14 protein-coding genes are annotated in these 17,149 nt (G+C 53.0%); 7 read left to right on the forward strand and 7 right to left on the reverse strand.

Going from position 1 to position 17,149, the window contains the following annotated elements:
- Positions 1–7 precede the first annotated feature (7 nt).
- Positions 8–751: a L,D-transpeptidase family protein gene (locus IE076_RS11140; RefSeq protein WP_189436831.1), complete on the reverse strand. Its 744-nt coding sequence runs from the start codon at positions 749–751 to the stop codon at positions 8–10.
- Between the two features lie 332 nt (positions 752–1,083).
- Here IE076_RS11140 and IE076_RS11145 point away from each other — a divergent pair, with 332 nt between their 5' ends.
- Positions 1,084–1,986, forward strand: a complete 903-nt coding sequence (locus tag IE076_RS11145; RefSeq protein ID WP_189436832.1) for a LysR family transcriptional regulator — start codon at positions 1,084–1,086, stop codon at positions 1,984–1,986.
- Positions 1,987–2,062: 76 nt separating this feature from the next.
- Here IE076_RS11145 and IE076_RS11150 read toward each other — a convergent pair whose 3' ends face one another.
- Together IE076_RS11150 and IE076_RS11155 are read right to left on the reverse strand one after the other, a co-directional pair.
- Positions 2,063–3,841: an OFA family MFS transporter gene (locus IE076_RS11150; protein ID WP_189436833.1), complete on the reverse strand. Its 1,779-nt coding sequence runs from the start codon at positions 3,839–3,841 to the stop codon at positions 2,063–2,065.
- A 493-nt stretch (positions 3,842–4,334) separates the two neighbouring features.
- Complete coding sequence (locus IE076_RS11155; RefSeq protein WP_209009036.1) at positions 4,335–5,852, reverse strand: DUF3360 family protein; 1,518 nt, start codon at positions 5,850–5,852, stop codon at positions 4,335–4,337.
- 1,019 nt (positions 5,853–6,871) lie between these two features.
- On the opposite strand from IE076_RS11155, the gene IE076_RS11160 reads away from it, so the two are divergent.
- The 3 genes from IE076_RS11160 (at position 6,872) to sfsA (ending at position 10,704) form a co-directional block, all read left to right on the forward strand.
- The gene (locus IE076_RS11160) at positions 6,872–8,287 is read left to right on the forward strand and encodes a TrkH family potassium uptake protein (protein WP_189436935.1); all 1,416 of its coding nucleotides are present in this window, start codon (positions 6,872–6,874) and stop codon (positions 8,285–8,287) included.
- Between the two features lie 236 nt (positions 8,288–8,523).
- Positions 8,524–9,975 (forward strand): TrkH family potassium uptake protein, encoded by a 1,452-nt coding sequence (locus IE076_RS11165; protein WP_189436835.1) that lies wholly within the window; start codon positions 8,524–8,526, stop codon positions 9,973–9,975.
- Positions 9,976–9,999: 24 nt separating this feature from the next.
- Complete coding sequence (sfsA, locus tag IE076_RS11170; protein WP_189436836.1) at positions 10,000–10,704, forward strand: DNA/RNA nuclease SfsA; 705 nt, start codon at positions 10,000–10,002, stop codon at positions 10,702–10,704.
- Positions 10,705–11,286: 582 nt separating this feature from the next.
- Here sfsA and gpt read toward each other — a convergent pair.
- The 4 genes from gpt to IE076_RS11190 all read right to left on the reverse strand — a co-directional run bounded on the left by gpt (position 11,287) and on the right by IE076_RS11190 (position 14,145).
- On the reverse strand, positions 11,287–11,790 hold the full coding sequence (gene gpt, locus IE076_RS11175) for a xanthine phosphoribosyltransferase (RefSeq protein ID WP_189436837.1): 504 nt from the start codon (positions 11,788–11,790) through the stop codon (positions 11,287–11,289).
- A gap of 10 nt (positions 11,791–11,800) precedes the next feature.
- Positions 11,801–12,541 carry a competence/damage-inducible protein A gene (locus IE076_RS11180; RefSeq protein WP_189436838.1) on the reverse strand — a complete coding sequence of 247 codons (741 nt, stop codon included), beginning with the start codon at positions 12,539–12,541 and terminating at the stop codon, positions 11,801–11,803.
- A gap of 59 nt (positions 12,542–12,600) precedes the next feature.
- The gene (locus IE076_RS11185; protein ID WP_189436839.1) at positions 12,601–13,800 is read right to left on the reverse strand and encodes an FAD-dependent oxidoreductase; all 1,200 of its coding nucleotides are present in this window, start codon (positions 13,798–13,800) and stop codon (positions 12,601–12,603) included.
- A gap of 99 nt (positions 13,801–13,899) precedes the next feature.
- Positions 13,900–14,145, reverse strand: coding sequence for a zinc-finger domain-containing protein (locus IE076_RS11190; protein ID WP_189436840.1), 246 nt, complete (start codon positions 14,143–14,145; stop codon positions 13,900–13,902).
- A 290-nt stretch (positions 14,146–14,435) separates the two neighbouring features.
- Between IE076_RS11190 and IE076_RS11195 the strand changes: the two genes are divergently transcribed.
- The 3 genes from IE076_RS11195 to cysE all read left to right on the forward strand — a co-directional run bounded on the left by IE076_RS11195 (position 14,436) and on the right by cysE (position 17,111).
- On the forward strand, positions 14,436–15,188 hold the full coding sequence (locus IE076_RS11195; RefSeq protein WP_189436841.1) for an alpha/beta fold hydrolase: 753 nt from the start codon (positions 14,436–14,438) through the stop codon (positions 15,186–15,188).
- On the forward strand, positions 15,185–16,057 hold the full coding sequence (locus IE076_RS11200) for an alpha/beta fold hydrolase (RefSeq protein ID WP_189436842.1): 873 nt from the start codon (positions 15,185–15,187) through the stop codon (positions 16,055–16,057). The genes IE076_RS11195 and IE076_RS11200 overlap by 4 nt, the downstream gene beginning before the upstream one ends.
- Before the next feature lie 205 nt (positions 16,058–16,262).
- Complete coding sequence (gene cysE, locus IE076_RS11205) at positions 16,263–17,111, forward strand: serine O-acetyltransferase (RefSeq protein WP_189436843.1); 849 nt, start codon at positions 16,263–16,265, stop codon at positions 17,109–17,111.
- The last annotated feature ends 38 nt before the right edge of the window (positions 17,112–17,149 follow it).

The raw sequence follows: 17,149 nt of genomic DNA on the forward strand, positions 1-17,149 counted from the left end.
CAGAAACTCAGATCGAAAACAGGTACTGACCTTGTCTTGCCGAGACTGTTGGTGGTTTGCGGTGGTGTTCGAAGAGGTCGTAGCCTTGCTTGAGGTTGAGCCAGAAGTCCTGCCAGTTTGAGTCAGCGTGCTTGCTAAGATTTTCCTGTGTCATTTCGAAGGGGAAGATGTGAACCGGGACGTTGTCTTGTCCGTTCTGTAGGGCCGCTTCGACGAGCAGGTAGATTTCCTCGACATTGTGGTTCGTCATGGCGTAGCAGCCTACGGAGAGGCAATTGCCGTGGACCATCAGGTAAGAGCCGGTGCGTCCGAGTGATTGATCGAAGGCGTTCGGAAAGCCGAGGTTGAAGGATAAATGGTAGTTGCTGTTGGGGTTCAGCTGTTTTGCGGAGACATTGTAAAAGCCCTCAGGAGACTGGCCGTCCCCTTCTTTGAGCTTCGGTCCGAGATCGCCAGAGTACTTGCAGATCTCCCAGTACTTGTAGGGCTGATAGGTGTCGCCGGACTTGACCCATGCCTCTAGCCGGCTTTCTTCTTTAAAGATGCGCAGGTAGACCGGGCTTCCTAATTCCATTCCTTTGAAGGTCAGGTCTGCGCGCAGGGCTGGCAAGCGCTCTTCCTTCACCTTTGCCAGATCAGCAGTGCCGGGCAGGTCATAGGGCAGGAGAAGATAGGTGGCGGAGACTGCCAGCGTTACGAGAAAAGCCGGAGCGAGGGCCCAAAGGAGCGGGCGTGAAATGGTTTTTGCCATGGAGCGTCCGATTGAAAATCACAAAAGCAGTCAGTCACTTGTTTGTGTCAGTCACGCTGCTTTGGCCTCGTTTGTTTTGCGTTGGTGTTGCTCGCAAATATGAGAGGCATTGTGGCTAAGTGATGTTTTCCAGTTTAAACGCTGTGAAATGACAACTTTAAGGTTCGTTCGCGTTGCGAGCATGGTGCGGTTGTTTTGCTTTTATGTCGCATTGTCTGGAAATCGCCTTTCAACATCAGGTGATACAAGATAGTGTCCGTGCCCGTTCTGAATTGATTGCTTTCTTGTGTTATAGAGCATTGCTTTTAGGCATTGTGTGAAGGGAAGGCTCCTTGGATATACGGCAGTTACAATACCTTGTTACTTTGGCTCAGGAGCGACATTTCACGCGTGCGGCTGCGGCTTGTAATGTGACACAGCCAACGCTGTCAGGTCGGATTCGTCAGCTGGAGATTGAGCTGGGCGTTCCTATCATCGAACGGGGCAAGAAGTTTCATGGGCTGACGCCGGAAGGGGAGCGAATTCTCGTCTGGGCGAAGAAGGTGCTTGCGGACTGCAATAGCTTGCGTAACGAGGTTGTGGGCAAAAGCACTGAGATGTTTGGTAAGGTCAATATCGGCGTAATTCCTTCTGCCGATGTTGCGATTGCGTCCCTCATTCTGGACCTGAAGAAAAAACACCCACATGCGCATGCAACAATCCATCTGATGAGCCATGGTGAGATCCATAAGGCTCTGGAGGATTATCAGATTGATGCGGGCATCACCTACACCCAGTTCAGCGATGCAAAGAGGCACAGCAGCTTCACGCTTTATGAAGAGAACTACCGGTTGTTCGTGCCTGTCGGGCATCATCTTCAAGGCGCTGATGCTGTGGAGTGGGAGGCCGCTGTAAATGCGGGGCAAATGGTGGCGGTGTCTCCGAATATGCAGAACCGGATGATGGTGGACAGCACGCTACGGTTCCTGGGCGTTGAGCTGGATCCGGATATTGAGGCGGAGACCATTCCGGCGCTGGGTGGTTTTATCCGCGCTGGTTATTGCGCAATCCTGCCGGAGCTTTCGGCATTGTCCTTGGGGGCAGGGATCGTGTCGGTTCCGCTGGTCAAGCCAGCTGTTTCGCACAGTGTTGGTATGGTGATGACAAAGCGTGAGCTGGAGCCTGCGATTATTACTTCTCTTGTGGAATGTGCTGCCCAGTATAAGAGACCTTTGCTGCCAACGCAAAAAGATTAGAGCAACTTTGACGGTCAGGTTTACACATGAAAAAAGCCCGCGATAATCGCGGGCTTAGTTGTGTGGGTTTGCTTGCTTATTCGGCAGGCGCTGGCACAGGTGCTTGTTTGCCAGCCGCTACCGGTTTTGTTGTTGGTGCTTCTCCTTCACCCAGTGCATCCTCGGCCATGTGGTACTTCGGATTGACTGGTTTCATGAGAAGGTTGGAGACAAGTGCTGCGACGAGCAAACCAGCCATCACATACATTGTTGTGTTGTAGAGGCTCGGCGTTGGATCAACTGTTCCTTCCGGTGCCACTTCCATCAGTCTAGAAACAGAGATGGATTTTGCTGCGATGAGTTCTGCCAGTTTGTCTTTGCCTTCGCCAAAGGTCTGCAGGAACAAAGCCGGATCAACCTTTTCTGCCAGCTCATGGATCTTGGCGTTTACAGAGCGTTCGCGCAGGAAGGTGATGAGGAAGGGACCTGCCACACCAGCTGCTGACCACGCGGTAAGCAGACGGCCATGGATGCCTCCGACAAACTTGGTGCCGAAGATATCTGCCAGATACGCAGGGATTGTTGCAAAGCCACCGCCGTACATAGTGAAGATGGTCATGGTTGCTGCGTAGAACATTACCAGCCACATCACGGAGGGACTTGCGCCTGCTTCTGCTGCGATGAGCGGAATGGACAGGTACAGGAAGGACCCTAGTACGAAGAAGACTGTGTAGGTGTTCTTGCGGCCAATATAGTCAGATAGGGTAGACCAGCCGAGGCGGCCCATGGCGTTGAAGACAGAGATCATCAGGACGTAGGTTGCGGTGAATGCACCGTCAACGATGGTTGGCATGCCATTGCCGAAGATCTCGTAGATCATGGTTTTGGAGACAGAGATGACGCCGATGCCTGCGGTCACATTGAAACAGAGCACGATCCAGAGCTGGTAGAACTGTGGTGTGCGCAGTGCAGTATCAATGTGCACATGGTGGCGGGTGATCAGGCCCTGTTTGGCAGGATCTTCCTGTGGTGGTTCCCAGCCTTCCGGTTTCCAGCCCGGTGCCGGGATGCGGTAGGCGAAGGATGCCAGGATCATCACCACGAAATAGACAATGCCCAACGTGAGGAAGGTGGAGGCTGCGCCGGTGTTGCCTGTGCCTGCAACGTATACGCCTGCCTTTGCGCCTTCGAAGGTGGCCTCTGCCTGAGAGGCGCTCACAACGATGGCTTCCAGCTTCTCGCCTGCGACCTGCACGTAGCGGATGCCGTGCTCAACGGTTGTCTGGACGTCAGCGAGTGGGCCGAGATAGTCGGGAGCTTTGGCATAAAGGCCCAAAAGCCAGCTTTTGAGTGGCACTGCGATGATTGCGCCACCGCCAAAGCCCATGATGGCCATACCGGTTGCCAGACCGCGGCGGTCTGGATACCAGCGGATCAGGGTGGACACTGGTGAGACATATCCAAGACCCAGACCGCAGCCGCCGATGACACCGTAGCCAAGGTACAGCAGCCAGAGCTGGTGGGTCATGATGCCGATGGAGCCGATGATGTAACCGCCGCCCCAGCAGAAGGCTGCGGTTGTGCCGACACAGCGCGGGCCGACTTTTTCAAGCCATTTGCCTGCAAACGCAGCAGACAACCCAAGGAACAGAATGGCGACTGAGAAGATCCAGACAACTGAACTGAGAGACCAGTCTTCAGCCGCCGGTGCGATGCCGCCAATTTCTCTGATGAGAGCCGGGTTGTAGATACTCCATGCATAGGCAGAACCGATGCACAGGTGAATTGCAATGGAAGCCGGTGGTACGAGCCAACGATTGAAGCCCGGCTTGGCAACAATCGCGTCTTTCAGCATAAAGCTTGGTATTTTAAACATCAGCAAACCCCTAGAGCGATCAAAACAGTTGGCATTGCTTCGCCCGGCAAACTGTCCCGATCTTTTTATTGCGATCACATCCGTTTCTTCCGAAAACTAAGCCCCGTTTCGGGAATGTGTCTGGGAGGCAGGCGGGAGGAATAAGCCTGTATCCGTAAGGGGAGTTTGCGCTTGTTCCGCGTACGGTTGAAATCGTCAGACTCTATGACGTTATAGATATAATCTATAAGAGACAGGGCCGATTGGGAGAGGTAAGGGGCTGATGACGTTCTGTCAGGCGCGATAACGTACTGTGTGGTCTGATTTATTTCTAAAAAACAAGGTGCTAGCGTTATCCCATGCCTATTACTATGACGGGCCAGAACATTTTGCCATGCGTACTGGAGGTTACGGGTCTGGATTTTACTCAGGTGCGTATTGTCGCAGCAGAAACGAAAAAAGCGCACCGCTGGGCGATGCGCTTTCTTCAGATTTGGTCGGGTGTGGTTTCGGCTTACAGGAGTGCCGGAATACCCGGCAGCATGCCAACTGCTGCCATTGCCAGAGTACAGATGATGACTGCACCTGATGGAATGATGATGCGATCCGCAAAGCTCAGGCGTTTTGCGCGTTCCTTGTCGCCAATCAGGCCGTTGTTATCAAGGAACATGGTGACTGCCCATGCGAGCACAGGGTTGGTTACGAGTGCTGCGAAGATGCAGATACCGGCTGAATTGGTATCGTTGTTGGACTTTACCATCTGCAGGCCTGCTTCCAGAAGCGGGAGGAACACGCCTACGAGCAGGGCAATAGACATCACCGGCTGCCATACGGCCACGTCCATTGGGTAGCCCATGGTTGCGATGATGATGGTAAGTGCGCCGAGCAGGATGGCGCCTGCAGGGATTGGACGCTTGGCGATTGCAGCCGGGATCATGTAGGTGCCCCAGGAGGAGGTGATGTTACCGCCGCCGAAGAACGTACCGGTGAACTGGCGCAGGGAGCAGCAGGTCATGGTGTCGTCAACATCCATCAGAACTTTATCGGTGTTCTTTGGATAGTTGAGTTCCTGGAAGATCCTGTGTCCGAGGAAGTCCGGGGACCACATTGCGACGGCCAGGATTGCCCAAGGCAGGGATGCTACAAAGTGGCTGAAATTCGGGATGCCGAGCTGCCAGCCGGTCTCGGTGGAGCCCCACCAGTACCATGGGTTCATGTTTGGCAGACCGGGTGCTGTGGTGAACTGGAGGTCAACGCCAGCGCCAAGCGCAAGCGCCAGAACCACTGCAACGATGGAGCACGCTGGAATTGCGAGCCAACGTTTGCCGACCTTTGCGAGAAATGCGTAAAGCAGAATGTTGACGGCAAAGATCGCCAGAGCAACGTAGGAGAGGCTATAGGCAAGGTCATGCTTGCCCTGCAGGCCGCCTGCCCACGAGAAGAGGGAGGTGATTTGACCCTTTGCCCCCATGAAGCCGAGGAACACCAGCAGGCCACCAGCCACGCCCTGACTGGTCAGGTTCACCAGACGTGATCCGCCTTTGAAGTAGCTGAGCAGTAGGCCGAAGATGCAGACCAATGCTGCCAAAGCCAGTGGGTGAGCGCCTGCCAGGGCGATGGAGCCAATGAGAGGGATCATTGGGCCATGGTTGCCTGCAAGGTTGGCGCGTGGGTTCAGGAAGCCGGACCCGATGATGCAAAAGATCAGTGCGGGGATGAGCATTTCAACACGGACGACTTCGATGATCCATTCTGCGCCGAGATTAACGTGAGGCCACTTTGCGGTCAGGCCACTTGCCCAAGCGGTCATAACTGCTGAGTACATCACGGAGATGCCGATGGTGCCTGCGATTGCCGGGACGAAGTCTTCCATTTCGAAGCGGAAGTCGCGGCCTGGCAGATTCAGACCCCAGCGGCGGGGTTTCATGATCTGGAGTTCGTGGTCGAGATAATCGGAACGTGTTTCGAACTCGCTGGCAGGCTTGTGTGCCTCACTATAGGATTCTTCGTATCTGTCTGTTTGCTGCAGCATAACAGCCATTCTCCATCAAAACTGACGGGGGAAAGGAGAGTTTGGCTCCATGGTGCTTACTGCCCGAGCGAAGCTGATGAAGACATTCCGGTCCATGATCTTGAATTGTGGTTTGCGGAAAAGCCCTCAGGATTTTCAGGGTTTGAGCTACAGCTTTTTTGGGAGGTGTAAAAGTGCAACTGTGCCAGCAGAATTAAACTCGCTGGCCCTTTCCTTCCGGGCGTGCTGGTCTTTTTGAGACCTTGCAAACCACAAATCTAGATCATGAGTACCCTTCCCCTGTTCTTCAGTTCCGAAAGGCTCCCGGTGTGGATGACGCTGGGAGACTTTCGGTGTTCAGCGAGAACTTGCAGAAGGTTTTAGATTAAATAAAATCGTATGAGTCTATTGCGTTATAGATTTTGTCTATAACGAGAAAAACTGCGACATTATGGTCTATCTATTTGATTTTGCTAGATTGATGAGATTTTGGTGTTGTGAAATTTCAGTTTGCAATAACGTATTTAAAACAAAGATATAACAAAATTCGCTCATATTGGGCGTGTGCAACGCTTGATTTAGATCATGACCTATAGGTCACATCCTGTCGCGGTAGAATGACTTATCGGTAGTATTGTCGCAGCACTGTGGGAATGTGCTAGCCAAGTGGTTTTGCGGGCTAAAATTGGCTGTGCAGTCGCCAAGTAGGCCATGCTATTGCGTTGAGCGCTGCACTCTGCTTTTGCACTTTGCTGGACTGAACTGGGTTCAATTAAAGAAAAAACTTGGCTGTGTGATACTTTTGGCGTAGATATGCGCACCATTCGGCCAGACCTTTTTACGGGTTCGGCTCATAGTTTCAGATTTTCACTTCCCAGTAACCTCGAAAATCATCAGACCGATTTGTTAGGCCGGCTTGCTGAGATGCTTAACCGAGTTTCTGTAGGATTTGAGATTAAAACTTGTTGGTGCATTCGCCTTGGGGTGAAGCCCATCTTGAGATGAGAGATATTATGGCGCTGGTGGGTCCCGTATTACGGGTGCTTGGATACTTTATGGTTGGTCTGGCCATTTTGATGCTGGCGCCTGCATTTGTGGACATTTACTTTAGCAATCCTGACTGGATTGCGTTTGCGCTTTCCTCCTTGTTTGTTGGTCTGTTCGGCCTGCTGCTTGCTGTTTCAACGGCCAACTATGAAGTCACGCACTTAACCATCCGTCAGGCCTTTTTGCTGACTACGGCGTCATGGCTTGTGATGCCGATTTGTGGTGCTCTGCCGTTTCTCAGCCTTGGTATCGGTTTTGAGAATGCGTTTTTTGAGAGTGTGTCGGGCTTTACCACAACAGGCTCTACTGTTCTGATTGGTCTGGATGGTATGCCGCCGGGACTGTTGTTCTGGCGCTCATTGACCCAGTGGGTTGGCGGAGTGGGCATTATTGTTATGGCCATGCTGCTCATGCCGCTGCTGCGTATTGGCGGTATGCAGCTGTTCCGGACCGAGAGTTCGGACCGGGGTGAGAAGATTGTTGCGCGGGCAACTGATCTGACACGCCTGATCAGCGGCGTTTACATCATGCTGACGCTGACTTGTGCGGTGCTTTATGTCTTTTCCGGCATGACGCCTTTTGATGCGGTGAACCATGCGATGACTACTCTGTCATCAGGCGGTTTTTCCACCCACGATGCGTCCTTTGCCCATTTTGAGAACACGGCCGCCGAAGGGATTGCGATTGTCTTCATGATTGCCTCAGGGTTGCCGTTCGTGGTTCTGATCAAGTCTTTGACGAAGAATCCAATGGCGCTGTTTCAGGATCCGCAAGCACGCGCGTTTCTTTATTTGCTCGTCATCCTGTCGTCTCTGACGGCGCTCTATCTTGGTATCGAGAATAACTTCACGTTCACACGCGCTGTTGTTGAGGCGATGTTTGTGGTGGTGTCCATCATCACGACGACCGGTTACGGCTTGGGCGATTATACAGCGTGGGGTCCACCGATGATGGGCTTTTTCTTGATGCTGACCTTTATCGGTGGCTGTACTGGGTCAACCAGCGGCGGCATCAAGATCTTTCGGTTTATCGTCTTCTTTGGCACGGTCCGGGCGTATATGAACAAGATGATCCGGCCGGACCAGGTGGTTCCAGTACGATACGGTGAGACGAACATTACGCCTGATCTTGCGTTCTCGGTTCTTGCTTTCCTCGTGGTTTATATGGCGACAGTGGGTCTGATCACTGTTCTTTTGGGGGGGCTTGGGCTGGATCTGATCACCGCGATGAGTGCGGCGACCACAGCGGTTTCGAATGTGGGGCCGGGTCTTGGGGATGTGATTGGGCCTGTCGGAAACTTCTCCGACATCCCAAGCAGCGCGAAGATTGTGCTTGCTGGGGCAATGCTGCTCGGACGGTTGGAACTGTTCACCGTGCTGGTGTTGTTTAACCCAGGATTTTGGCGGTAACGCTTCTTTACCCACAAACATGGGAGATCGCGCTGCGTCAACATATTCAAATGTTTGCCCGCAATCTTACTGTGTGAGTAAGTTTTTACCCGATTAATTCAATTGCCAGATATCACTAAGTGCCCTAAAACCAGTCTCCAACAGATATTTAAGAGTACGCCGTTCCAATCTCGTCCGTGACGGGACACTATGTGGCTAGCGGGCGGGCTAATTTGGGTTTCATGTCGGCGGTATAGATGTTGGTTTCAATACGACCGGTTTTAAGTGTGCTTGGGTACCTTTATGTCGGCCTTGCTGCTGCTATGCTCATCCCGGCCCTTGTGGATGTTGTGTCGCGTAACGCTGACTGGCAAGCCTTTATCATTTCAGCGCTCATTACCGGTCTTGTTGGCATGCTGTTCATCGTCGCCATGGGTGGTGCGCTACGTGACGGGTTGGATACACGCCAGACTTTCATCCTGACAACACTGTGCTGGGTAACACTGCCTGCCTTCGGTGCGCTGCCGTTTTTGTGGCTTGGTATTGCGTATGTGGATGCGGCGTTCGAGGCTGTGTCCGGGTTTACCACCACTGGTTCGACTGTACTGACAGGGCTTGACTCGCTGCCGCCGGGCTTGCTGGTCTGGCGCTCCTTGATGCAGTGGATGGGCGGTGTTGGTATTGTCGTTATGGCGATTGTGCTTTTACCGTTCCTGCGCATTGGCGGAATGCAGTTGTTTCAGACAGAGAGCTCTGACCAAAGCGAAAAGATTGTCAGCCGTTCTGTAGAGTTGATCCGGTTGATTGGCCTGACTTATTTGCTGCTGACCAGTATTTGCATTGTGCTCTTCTGGTTCTCCGGGATGACTATGTTTGACGCGGTCAACCACGGAATGACCACGATCGCAACAGGTGGCTATTCCACTCATGATAACTCCTTTGGTTATTTTACAAACCCGGTGACCGGGTGGATTGCCGTGGTTTTCATGATTGTCGGGGCGCTGCCGTTTGTGTTGATCATTCAGTCCTTGCGCGGTCAACCGATGAGGCTGTGGCTGGATCCGCAGGTGCGGGCGTTTTTGTGGCTGGTTGGACTGATTTCTCTTGCTCTGACAATCTATCTTGGAACCTCCGGGAATGCTGATAGTTTTGGCAGTGCGCTTTTGCAGTCTGCGTTCAACGTGACTTCTGTGATCACCGGTACCGGCTATGCCATGGGGGATTACACAGCCTGGGGTGCGCCGGTGATTGGTCTGGCGTTCCTTTTGAAGTTTGTGGGCGGGTGTACCGGGTCGACAACGGGCGGCATCAAGATCTTCCGCTTTCTCGTCTTCTTTGGCACTGTGATCGCGCATATGCGCCGTATGGTACGCCCGAACCGGGTGATCACGGTGAGCTACGGTAATACGCGCCTTACGCCGGAACTGACATTTTCTGTTCTCGCGTTCCTTGTGGTCTATATTGGTACCGTTGGTATTCTCACGCTGATCCTGTCACTGTTCCATCTGGATCTGGTGACCGCTGTTTCTGCTGCTGCCACGTCCGTTGGCAATGTTGGACCGGGCCTTGGCTCCGTGATCGGGCCGTCCGGCACCTTTGCGGCGCTGCCTGATCCTGTGAAATGGATTTTGTGTGCAGCCATGTTGCTGGGACGTCTGGAGCTGTTTACAGTGCTGATCCTGCTGGACCCTGATTTCTGGTCCAAATAATCTAGCTAGTTTTGGAAGGTCGTCATGCGATTTGATGTGCCGCTGGTTACGGGCCAGTTGATTAAGCGTTACAAACGGTTTTTGGCAGATGTGACGCTGGATGACGGCGGGACCGAGGTGACCGCACATTGCGCGAATTCTGGTTCCATGATGGGTCTCAAAGAGCCAGGCATCAAAGTGTGGCTGACGCCGAATGATGATCCAAAGCGCAAGCTGAAATACTCATGGGAAATGCTCGAGATTGATGGTGCAATGGTGGGCATCAACACCAGTCGCCCGAATGGCCTTGTTGAAGAGGCGATTGAGGCTGGTCGCATTCCAGAACTGACCGGCTACGACAAGCTGCGCCGGGAAGTGAAGTACGGTAAGAATTCGCGCATTGATATCCTGCTGGAAGGCGAAGACGACAAGCGCACCTATGTTGAGGTGAAGAACGTTACGCTGGCTCGTGAAGATGGCGTTGCAGAATTTCCTGATGCGGTGACTGCTCGTGGTGCGAAGCATCTGGATGAGCTCTCTGATATGGTTCGTGAAGGTCACCGCGCTGCCATGGTGTTTCTAATCCAGCGTGATGACTGCGATGCGCTTGTTCTGGCCCGTGATATTGATCCTAAGTACGGCGAGGCATTTGATGCGGCTGTGAAAGCAGGCGTTGAAGTCTATGCAATTGGTTGCCGCCTGACGGCGGATGAGATCATCGCTGATCGCGCCATCAAGGTGCGGTGTTAAAGCGGATGAGAACCTAACTTTTGGTGGGTGTTCTCCTGCACTGAACGCACCACATGGCCTTCCATGCAGTGTTGAACCAGAGTTCCCGGAAATCGGGATGAGCAAGGCGGCAGGCGATGCCTGCGCTAATTGTTAGAAATGAGTCTTCGGCATCAGCTATCGCCTTGCCCGGATGTTTTTGTAGGAGGCTATGGCCAAGGTCCAAAAGACACTGTGTATGGCACATCTCGCAGAGAAGTGTCAGCAGTGCTGGTGCCCTTTGGTTCGGCCGCGCATCCTCCCGCCCCAACACTCATGGCGCTTGGGCAACCTCCACGGACCTGCTGCGAAATGCGTTACCTCTCACAGTAGCCCCATCCAGCCTGCGACCAACTGACGGACGGTCCGTCAGCAGCCCATTACGCAGGCATAGGATTAGTATGACTTTATATTTGGGGGAGGGGATAAATATTCTCAGGTATAGCTGAGTTGGCTCGAGCGCTGTCTAATCTGCTGTGGCCTTGATGGGCTGAGGCGCGAATGAAAAAGCCTCGGCGGTGAGGCCGAGGCTTTGAAACTCTTATGCAGAATTCCTATGGCTGATTAGCCTGCGGTATCCTTGGAGATTGGTGGCTGGAACTGCATGCCCAGATCCCATGGGAAGTAGACCCATGTGTCCTGTGAGACTTCAGTTACGATGGTATCAGCCAGATCGCGGCCCATTGGCTTGGCGTAGACGGTTGCAAAGTGTGCTTTTGGCAGCATTTCGCGAACTACTTTTGCAGTTTTTCCGGTATCGACCAGATCGTCGATAATGAGAATACCTTCGCCGTCGTTGCCACCGATCACTTTTGGATCGATTGGCTTGATGACCTTCAAGTCACCCTGATCGTCGTAGTCGTGGTAGGAGGCGATGCAAACTGTTTCGATGGTGCGAACACCCAACTCGCGTGCAATAATGCCAGCTGGAACAAGACCACCACGTGTGATGGCTACAATCGCTTTAAATTCGCCCTTGTCGGCGAGGCGCCAAGAGAGGGCACGGCAATCGCGGTGGAATTGGTCCCAAGAGACCGGGAATGCTTTGGATTGCTGCTGATTATCCATGTGTCTTCTTTCAAAGATATTTTGTCTTTGCAGCTTCTACGGCTGCTCGGACGGCTTCACTGGCCTGTTCCAGTACATCATTTGACCTAGATCGCACAACAACCTGTGTGGAAAATACTCCATCTTTTGACTGCGGATACGAGCCAATTGACGTTTGGGGGAAGTTTTTCTGGATTTCCCCTAGGTCGGGGGCAATGCGACTCTCAGGAAGAGGGGCCTCAATTGTTACTGAAAGCATTTTTTGACCGGTTTTTAGTGTCGGTACGATCGCATCAAACATTGCCTGCATGATGGTTGGAACGCCTGCCATGACGTGGACGTTTTCCATTCTGAAACCCGGTGCAATGGAGACCTTGTTTTCTATCAGGTCGGCACCCTCGGGAATGCGCGCCATACGCTGACGGGCAGGGGTGAACTCTCCCGGCCCATAAAAATCTTCCAGCAGCTTATAAGCGCGTGGGTCCAGATCAATAGGAACGTCAAAGGCTTTGGCGATTGCTTCTGCCGTGATGTCATCATGGGTGGGGCCGATGCCGCCGGAGGTGAAGACATAGGTGTATTCGGCACGCAGAGCGTTGACAGCCTCGACGATCTTTTCCTGAACATCGGGGACCACGCGGACCTCACAAAGGTCTATACCGATGTCTGTCAGGTAGGACGCCAGGAAGCCGATATTCTTGTCTTTGGTCCGGCCCGACAGGATTTCGTCGCCAATGACGACATACCCAGCTGTGATGATTTCATTGGTCATGGCGTTTTTGTATTCCTGACTAGATCGGGCCTGACTATGTCGGGCTCTGATAGTTTGTTTTAGTTGGTGGTGTCTTCCGGTGTCCATTCATAGACCCAGTTCAAACGATCAAGAAGCTGGGTTGGTGTGTTGGATCTCATAACAAGGTCGCGCGCAATGCGTAGCGGGAAGCCCATGTGGTAGACCCAGTCGTTTTTCTTCACGAGCTTGGCCATCTTATCAATGCGTGGCCGGCGTGCCGCCTCGTAGGCTTGTAGGGCCTGTGGTGTTGCGCCGTGTTTGTCGACCATTTTGGATAGGACTGCCGCATCCTCAATTGCCATGGCCGCTCCTTGCGCGGAAAACGGCAGGATGGCGTGGGCTGCATCACCAATGAGAGTGACGGGGCCTTTTGTCCACGCAGGGCGGGTATCCACCTCACACAGGGACCAGCGGGTCCATGTGTCCGGCAGGTAGACAAGGCGCAGAGCGTCCGGTGTCCAGTTGCGGAAGTGTTTGCGCACATGATCGCGCCCGACCGGGTGGGACCAGGTGTCTTCCTCCCATTTTTCTTTGGCGATGGCGACGATATTGAGCAGCTTACCGTTCTTAATCGGGTACTGGACCAGGTGAGCGTCGCGTGCCAACCAGAGGCCAGAGGTGCTGAGCAGGTGCTCCAGATCAAACGGTGGTTCTGCTGTTGCTCTGTAGGCCACAAAGCCAGTGTGTTTGGCTGGCGCTCCGCCCACAGTGTTCTGGCGGATCTTGGAGCGCACCCCGTCAGCTCCAACGAGCAGGTCGAACTGCTCCGGCGTATCGGCCAGAGGCTGTGAGAATGCCGGGCCCATGAGCTTGATTCTTTCACCGCTGATCTCAGCACTTTCGATAGGGGTGCCCAGATGCAACGTGATCTCCGGTGTGTTCAGGACAGCATCCAGCAGCAGTTGCTGCAGGTCTGCGCGGTGGATCACGTAATAAGGCGCGCCGTAACGGTCTTCTGCAATGCGCCCAAGCGGGACTGTGGCAAGTTGCGAGCCGTCATGACCGGAGCGAATGTTGACGCTGGCCGGGGAGACTGATCTGGACATGAGGGCAGGGCCTAAACCGAGCGCCTGCAAGCACCTCATTGCGTTGGGTGATAACTGAAGTCCCGCACCGACCTCGGAAAGCTCTGGAGCCGCGTCGAACAGGAAAACACTGTGGCCCTTACGGGCAAGGTATAACGCAGCTGTAAGTCCGGCGATCCCGGCTCCTGCGATAGCGATATTTTTGGGTATCATTGCGCAGCTTGCCTGCCGTGCTTTGCCCGAGTTATTGGGGGTTCAGGCAAAGCAGCGAGATTGATGAGTGTTGGAATTATCGTTCAAGTGACACGGCGCTTAGGCTGCGTCAGGTGTCCATACACAATCAGCCGGGTTGGATTCCTTGGCACCCAGTTTTGGATCGTAGTGATAAAGGGTAGAGCAGTACGGGCAGATCACATTGTCATCTGCACCCATATCAAGGAAAATGTGCGGATGATCGAGTGGTGGTTTTGCACCGATGCACATGAACTCTTTGGCGCCAATTTTGATGGCATCAACGCCAATGGTGTTGTGGAAATGAGGTACGACATTATCGGCCATTGTTTCGCCAAGCTCCATGGAACAGAAATTTGCCGCCGACAATAAATTGGTTCTGTGCAAAAAAACAGGTTTTCCTGAAAAATGATTGCGTTAGAGCGTGTGCGGTCCACAACTGTACCGAAGTTCATTGCGATGGATTGCGTTTTTTGGGTGGATTCAGCGTTGGTTTGTTCTGTGTGAATAGGTGAGGGACTAATCCAAATTGATAGGCCTTTGGTCTTTTCTTTCTTGATAGTTACATTTACGCTCCCATGATCCCATAGTTTTCCTTTACGTAAACGTTAGGTAATATGCCAATATTCAACAATAACGATCATCCTATCGCTTATCTTGATGAAGGAGAGGGCGATCCAATCCTGCTGATCCACGGATTCGCATCCAATAAACTTATCAACTGGGTGTATCCTGGTTGGGTTGATCTGCTGGTGAAGGATGGCCGTCGTGTGATCGCGATTGATAATCGCGGTCATGGCGAAAGTCATAAATATTACAATGCCGAGGACTATGGCGCGCCAGTCATGGCTGAGGACGCCCTGAAACTGCTCGATCATCTTTATATCGATCGGGCGGACCTGTTTGGCTACTCCATGGGCACGCGTATCTCCGTGTTTTGCGCTGTGCAGGCGCCGGACCGAGTGCGTTCGCTGACGCTTGGTGGTTTGGGTTATGGCCTGATCTCCGGTGTCGGGAATCCTCAGCCGATCATTGATGCCCTGTTGGCTGACAAACTTTCAGATGTGACGGATCGGGGCGCTCGTATGTTCAGAGCGTTTGCTGAACAGACCAAGTCTGATCGTCGGGCGCTGGCTGCGTGTATGCAATCTGCCCGTACGCCGATTTCTGAGGAGATGGTGTCGACGATTACGGCGCCAACGCTGGTTGCGGTTGGCACTGATGATGATGTGGCAGGCGATCCGCAGGCCCTCGTGGATGTGATGCAAAACGCCAGTTATCTGGAAATCCCCAACAAGGATCATATGACCTCTGTTGGCGATAAGGTTTTCAAAAAAGGTACATTAGAGTTTTTGGAGCAATTTTCATGAAGAAAGGCACCCACGAATTTATCGGAGCCGATGGAAACCGCATTATTGCAGACAGGTTTGGCACAGAAGGCCAGGTGGTCATGATGATGCATGGCGGTGGGCAGACGAGGCATTCGTGGGGCAAGACTGCTGAGCGGATTGCCGATGCAGGGATGCAGGCTTTCTGTCTTGATATGCGGGGGCATGGCGATAGCGCGTGGGTTGAGGGAGATAAGTACTTCTTTTCTGACTTCGGCGCCGATGTTGCTGCGGTTGCCACGCAGATCCTTGAGGAAACCGGTGTCAAACCAGTTGCTATCGGAGCTTCTCTGGGCGGTCTTGCGTCTCTTCTGGCAGAGGGCGCTTTGCGTCCTGGTGTGCTGGCCGGTGTTGTCTTAGTTGATGTGACGCCTCGTCTGGACGAAAGCGGGGTGAATAAGATCCTCTCATTCATGACAGAAAAAGTGGAAGACGGGTTTGGCAGCATTGAAGAAGCAGCTGATATGATTGCGTCTTACCTGCCTCATCGGAAACGCCCGAAGACGCTGGACGGACTTTCCAAGAATCTGCGGCTGCGGGAAGATGGTCGCTATCGCTGGCATTGGGACCCGCGTTTCATCACGCAGCATGCAGAGCGGGCTCATATGAAAGACAAGATACAAGGTGAGCTGTTACAGGCTGCGGCCAATCTAAAAGTGCCGAGCATGCTGGTGCGCGGAGCGGCTTCAGAGCTTGTGAAGCAGAGCCATGTGGATGAATTTCTTGAATTGGTGCCACACGCCAAGTTCACAGATGTGAAAGAAGCTGGTCATATGGTTGCAGGTGATGTGAATGATGCATTTACTGCCGCGATCATGCCGTTTCTGAAAGAGTACCAAGCTGCCGCGTAATTTTAGAACGAGATTTGGTGGTCTGATATGAAAGTAGTTTCACTTTCTATTTATGTGGGTGGGTTTGGTACATACTTTCTCTAATGGCAATACTGCGTGATGTACTATAGGCGGATCAGTCATTGTGAGTAGGTGGGGTTGGGTTTGATACAACCAGCACCTATGTAGGTTTGAATAGATCCTCTCTATAAAGGAACATTCTTTTATGGTGCAATTTTCTTCAAGTAGCCCTAAAGAGCTCGCGTCGCATGATCCAGTTTGGGATCGTGTTAAGGCCGAGGCTCAGGCTATGGCCAGCTCAGAGCCTGCGCTCGCGTCTTTTGTGTACGAGACGGTGCTAAACCATTCTTCTTTGGAAGAAGCGATCGTTCATCGTGTGGCTGACCGGTTGGGCCATGTGGTTGTTTCCTCTTCTCTTATTCGTCAGACCTATCTGGATGCGCTGGAACAGGCCCCTGAGATTACTCAGGCGTTCCGCGTTGATCTCTCTGCTGTTTTTGATCGTGACCCTGTGTGCGCGCGGTTCCTGGAGCCTCTGCTGTATTTCAAGGGCTTCCACGCGCTGCAGACGCACCGGTTGGCAAACTGGCTGTGGGAGCGGGGACGTGAGGACTTTGCGCTTTACCTTCAAAGCCGCAGTTCTGAAGTGTTCCAGATGGACATTCATCCGCAGGTTCCGATGGGGCGTGGTGTCTTCTTCGATCATGGTACTGGTATCGTGATTGGTGGAACTGCCGTTATTGAAGATGATGTCTCCATCTTGCAAGGTGTTACGCTTGGCGGGACCGGCAAGGCTTCCGGTGATCGTCATCCGAAGATCCGTCAGGGTGTTCTTATCGGTGCCGGTGCCAAGATCCTCGGCAATCTGGAAATAGGGCGGTGCTCGCGCATTGCTGCCGGATCTGTCGTCTTGAAAGACGTTGAGCCATGCACCACAGTGGCGGGTGTTCCTGCTAAGGTTGTTGGAGAAGCTGGTTGCGACCAGCCCGCTCGGGCCATGGATCAGATGTTGGGTCAAGGTCAAGGACTTTCCTCGCAAAACAAACAAGGATAAGCTGATTTCCGAGGGTTGGCACGCGGAGAAACTTGTAT

The organism is Pseudovibrio japonicus, assembly GCF_014651595.1.
Lineage (GTDB): Bacteria > Pseudomonadota > Alphaproteobacteria > Rhizobiales > Stappiaceae > Pseudovibrio > Pseudovibrio japonicus.

Coding starts and splice junctions, on each gene's coding strand:
- IE076_RS11140 (WP_189436831.1), bottom strand. CDS start 751: ATGGCAAAAACCATTTCACGCCCGCTCCTTTGGGCCCTCGCTCCGGCT.
- IE076_RS11150 (WP_189436833.1), bottom strand. CDS start 3,841: ATGTTTAAAATACCAAGCTTTATGCTGAAAGACGCGATTGTTGCCAAG.
- IE076_RS11155 (WP_209009036.1), bottom strand. CDS start 5,852: ATGCTGCAGCAAACAGACAGATACGAAGAATCCTATAGTGAGGCACAC.
- IE076_RS11165 (WP_189436835.1), top strand. CDS start 8,524: ATGTTGGTTTCAATACGACCGGTTTTAAGTGTGCTTGGGTACCTTTAT.
- sfsA (WP_189436836.1), top strand. CDS start 10,000: ATGCGATTTGATGTGCCGCTGGTTACGGGCCAGTTGATTAAGCGTTAC.
- gpt (WP_189436837.1), bottom strand. CDS start 11,790: ATGGATAATCAGCAGCAATCCAAAGCATTCCCGGTCTCTTGGGACCAA.
- IE076_RS11180 (WP_189436838.1), bottom strand. CDS start 12,541: ATGACCAATGAAATCATCACAGCTGGGTATGTCGTCATTGGCGACGAA.
- IE076_RS11185 (WP_189436839.1), bottom strand. CDS start 13,800: ATGATACCCAAAAATATCGCTATCGCAGGAGCCGGGATCGCCGGACTT.
- IE076_RS11190 (WP_189436840.1), bottom strand. CDS start 14,145: ATGGCCGATAATGTCGTACCTCATTTCCACAACACCATTGGCGTTGAT.
- IE076_RS11195 (WP_189436841.1), top strand. CDS start 14,436: ATGCCAATATTCAACAATAACGATCATCCTATCGCTTATCTTGATGAA.
- IE076_RS11200 (WP_189436842.1), top strand. CDS start 15,185: ATGAAGAAAGGCACCCACGAATTTATCGGAGCCGATGGAAACCGCATT.
- cysE (WP_189436843.1), top strand. CDS start 16,263: ATGGTGCAATTTTCTTCAAGTAGCCCTAAAGAGCTCGCGTCGCATGAT.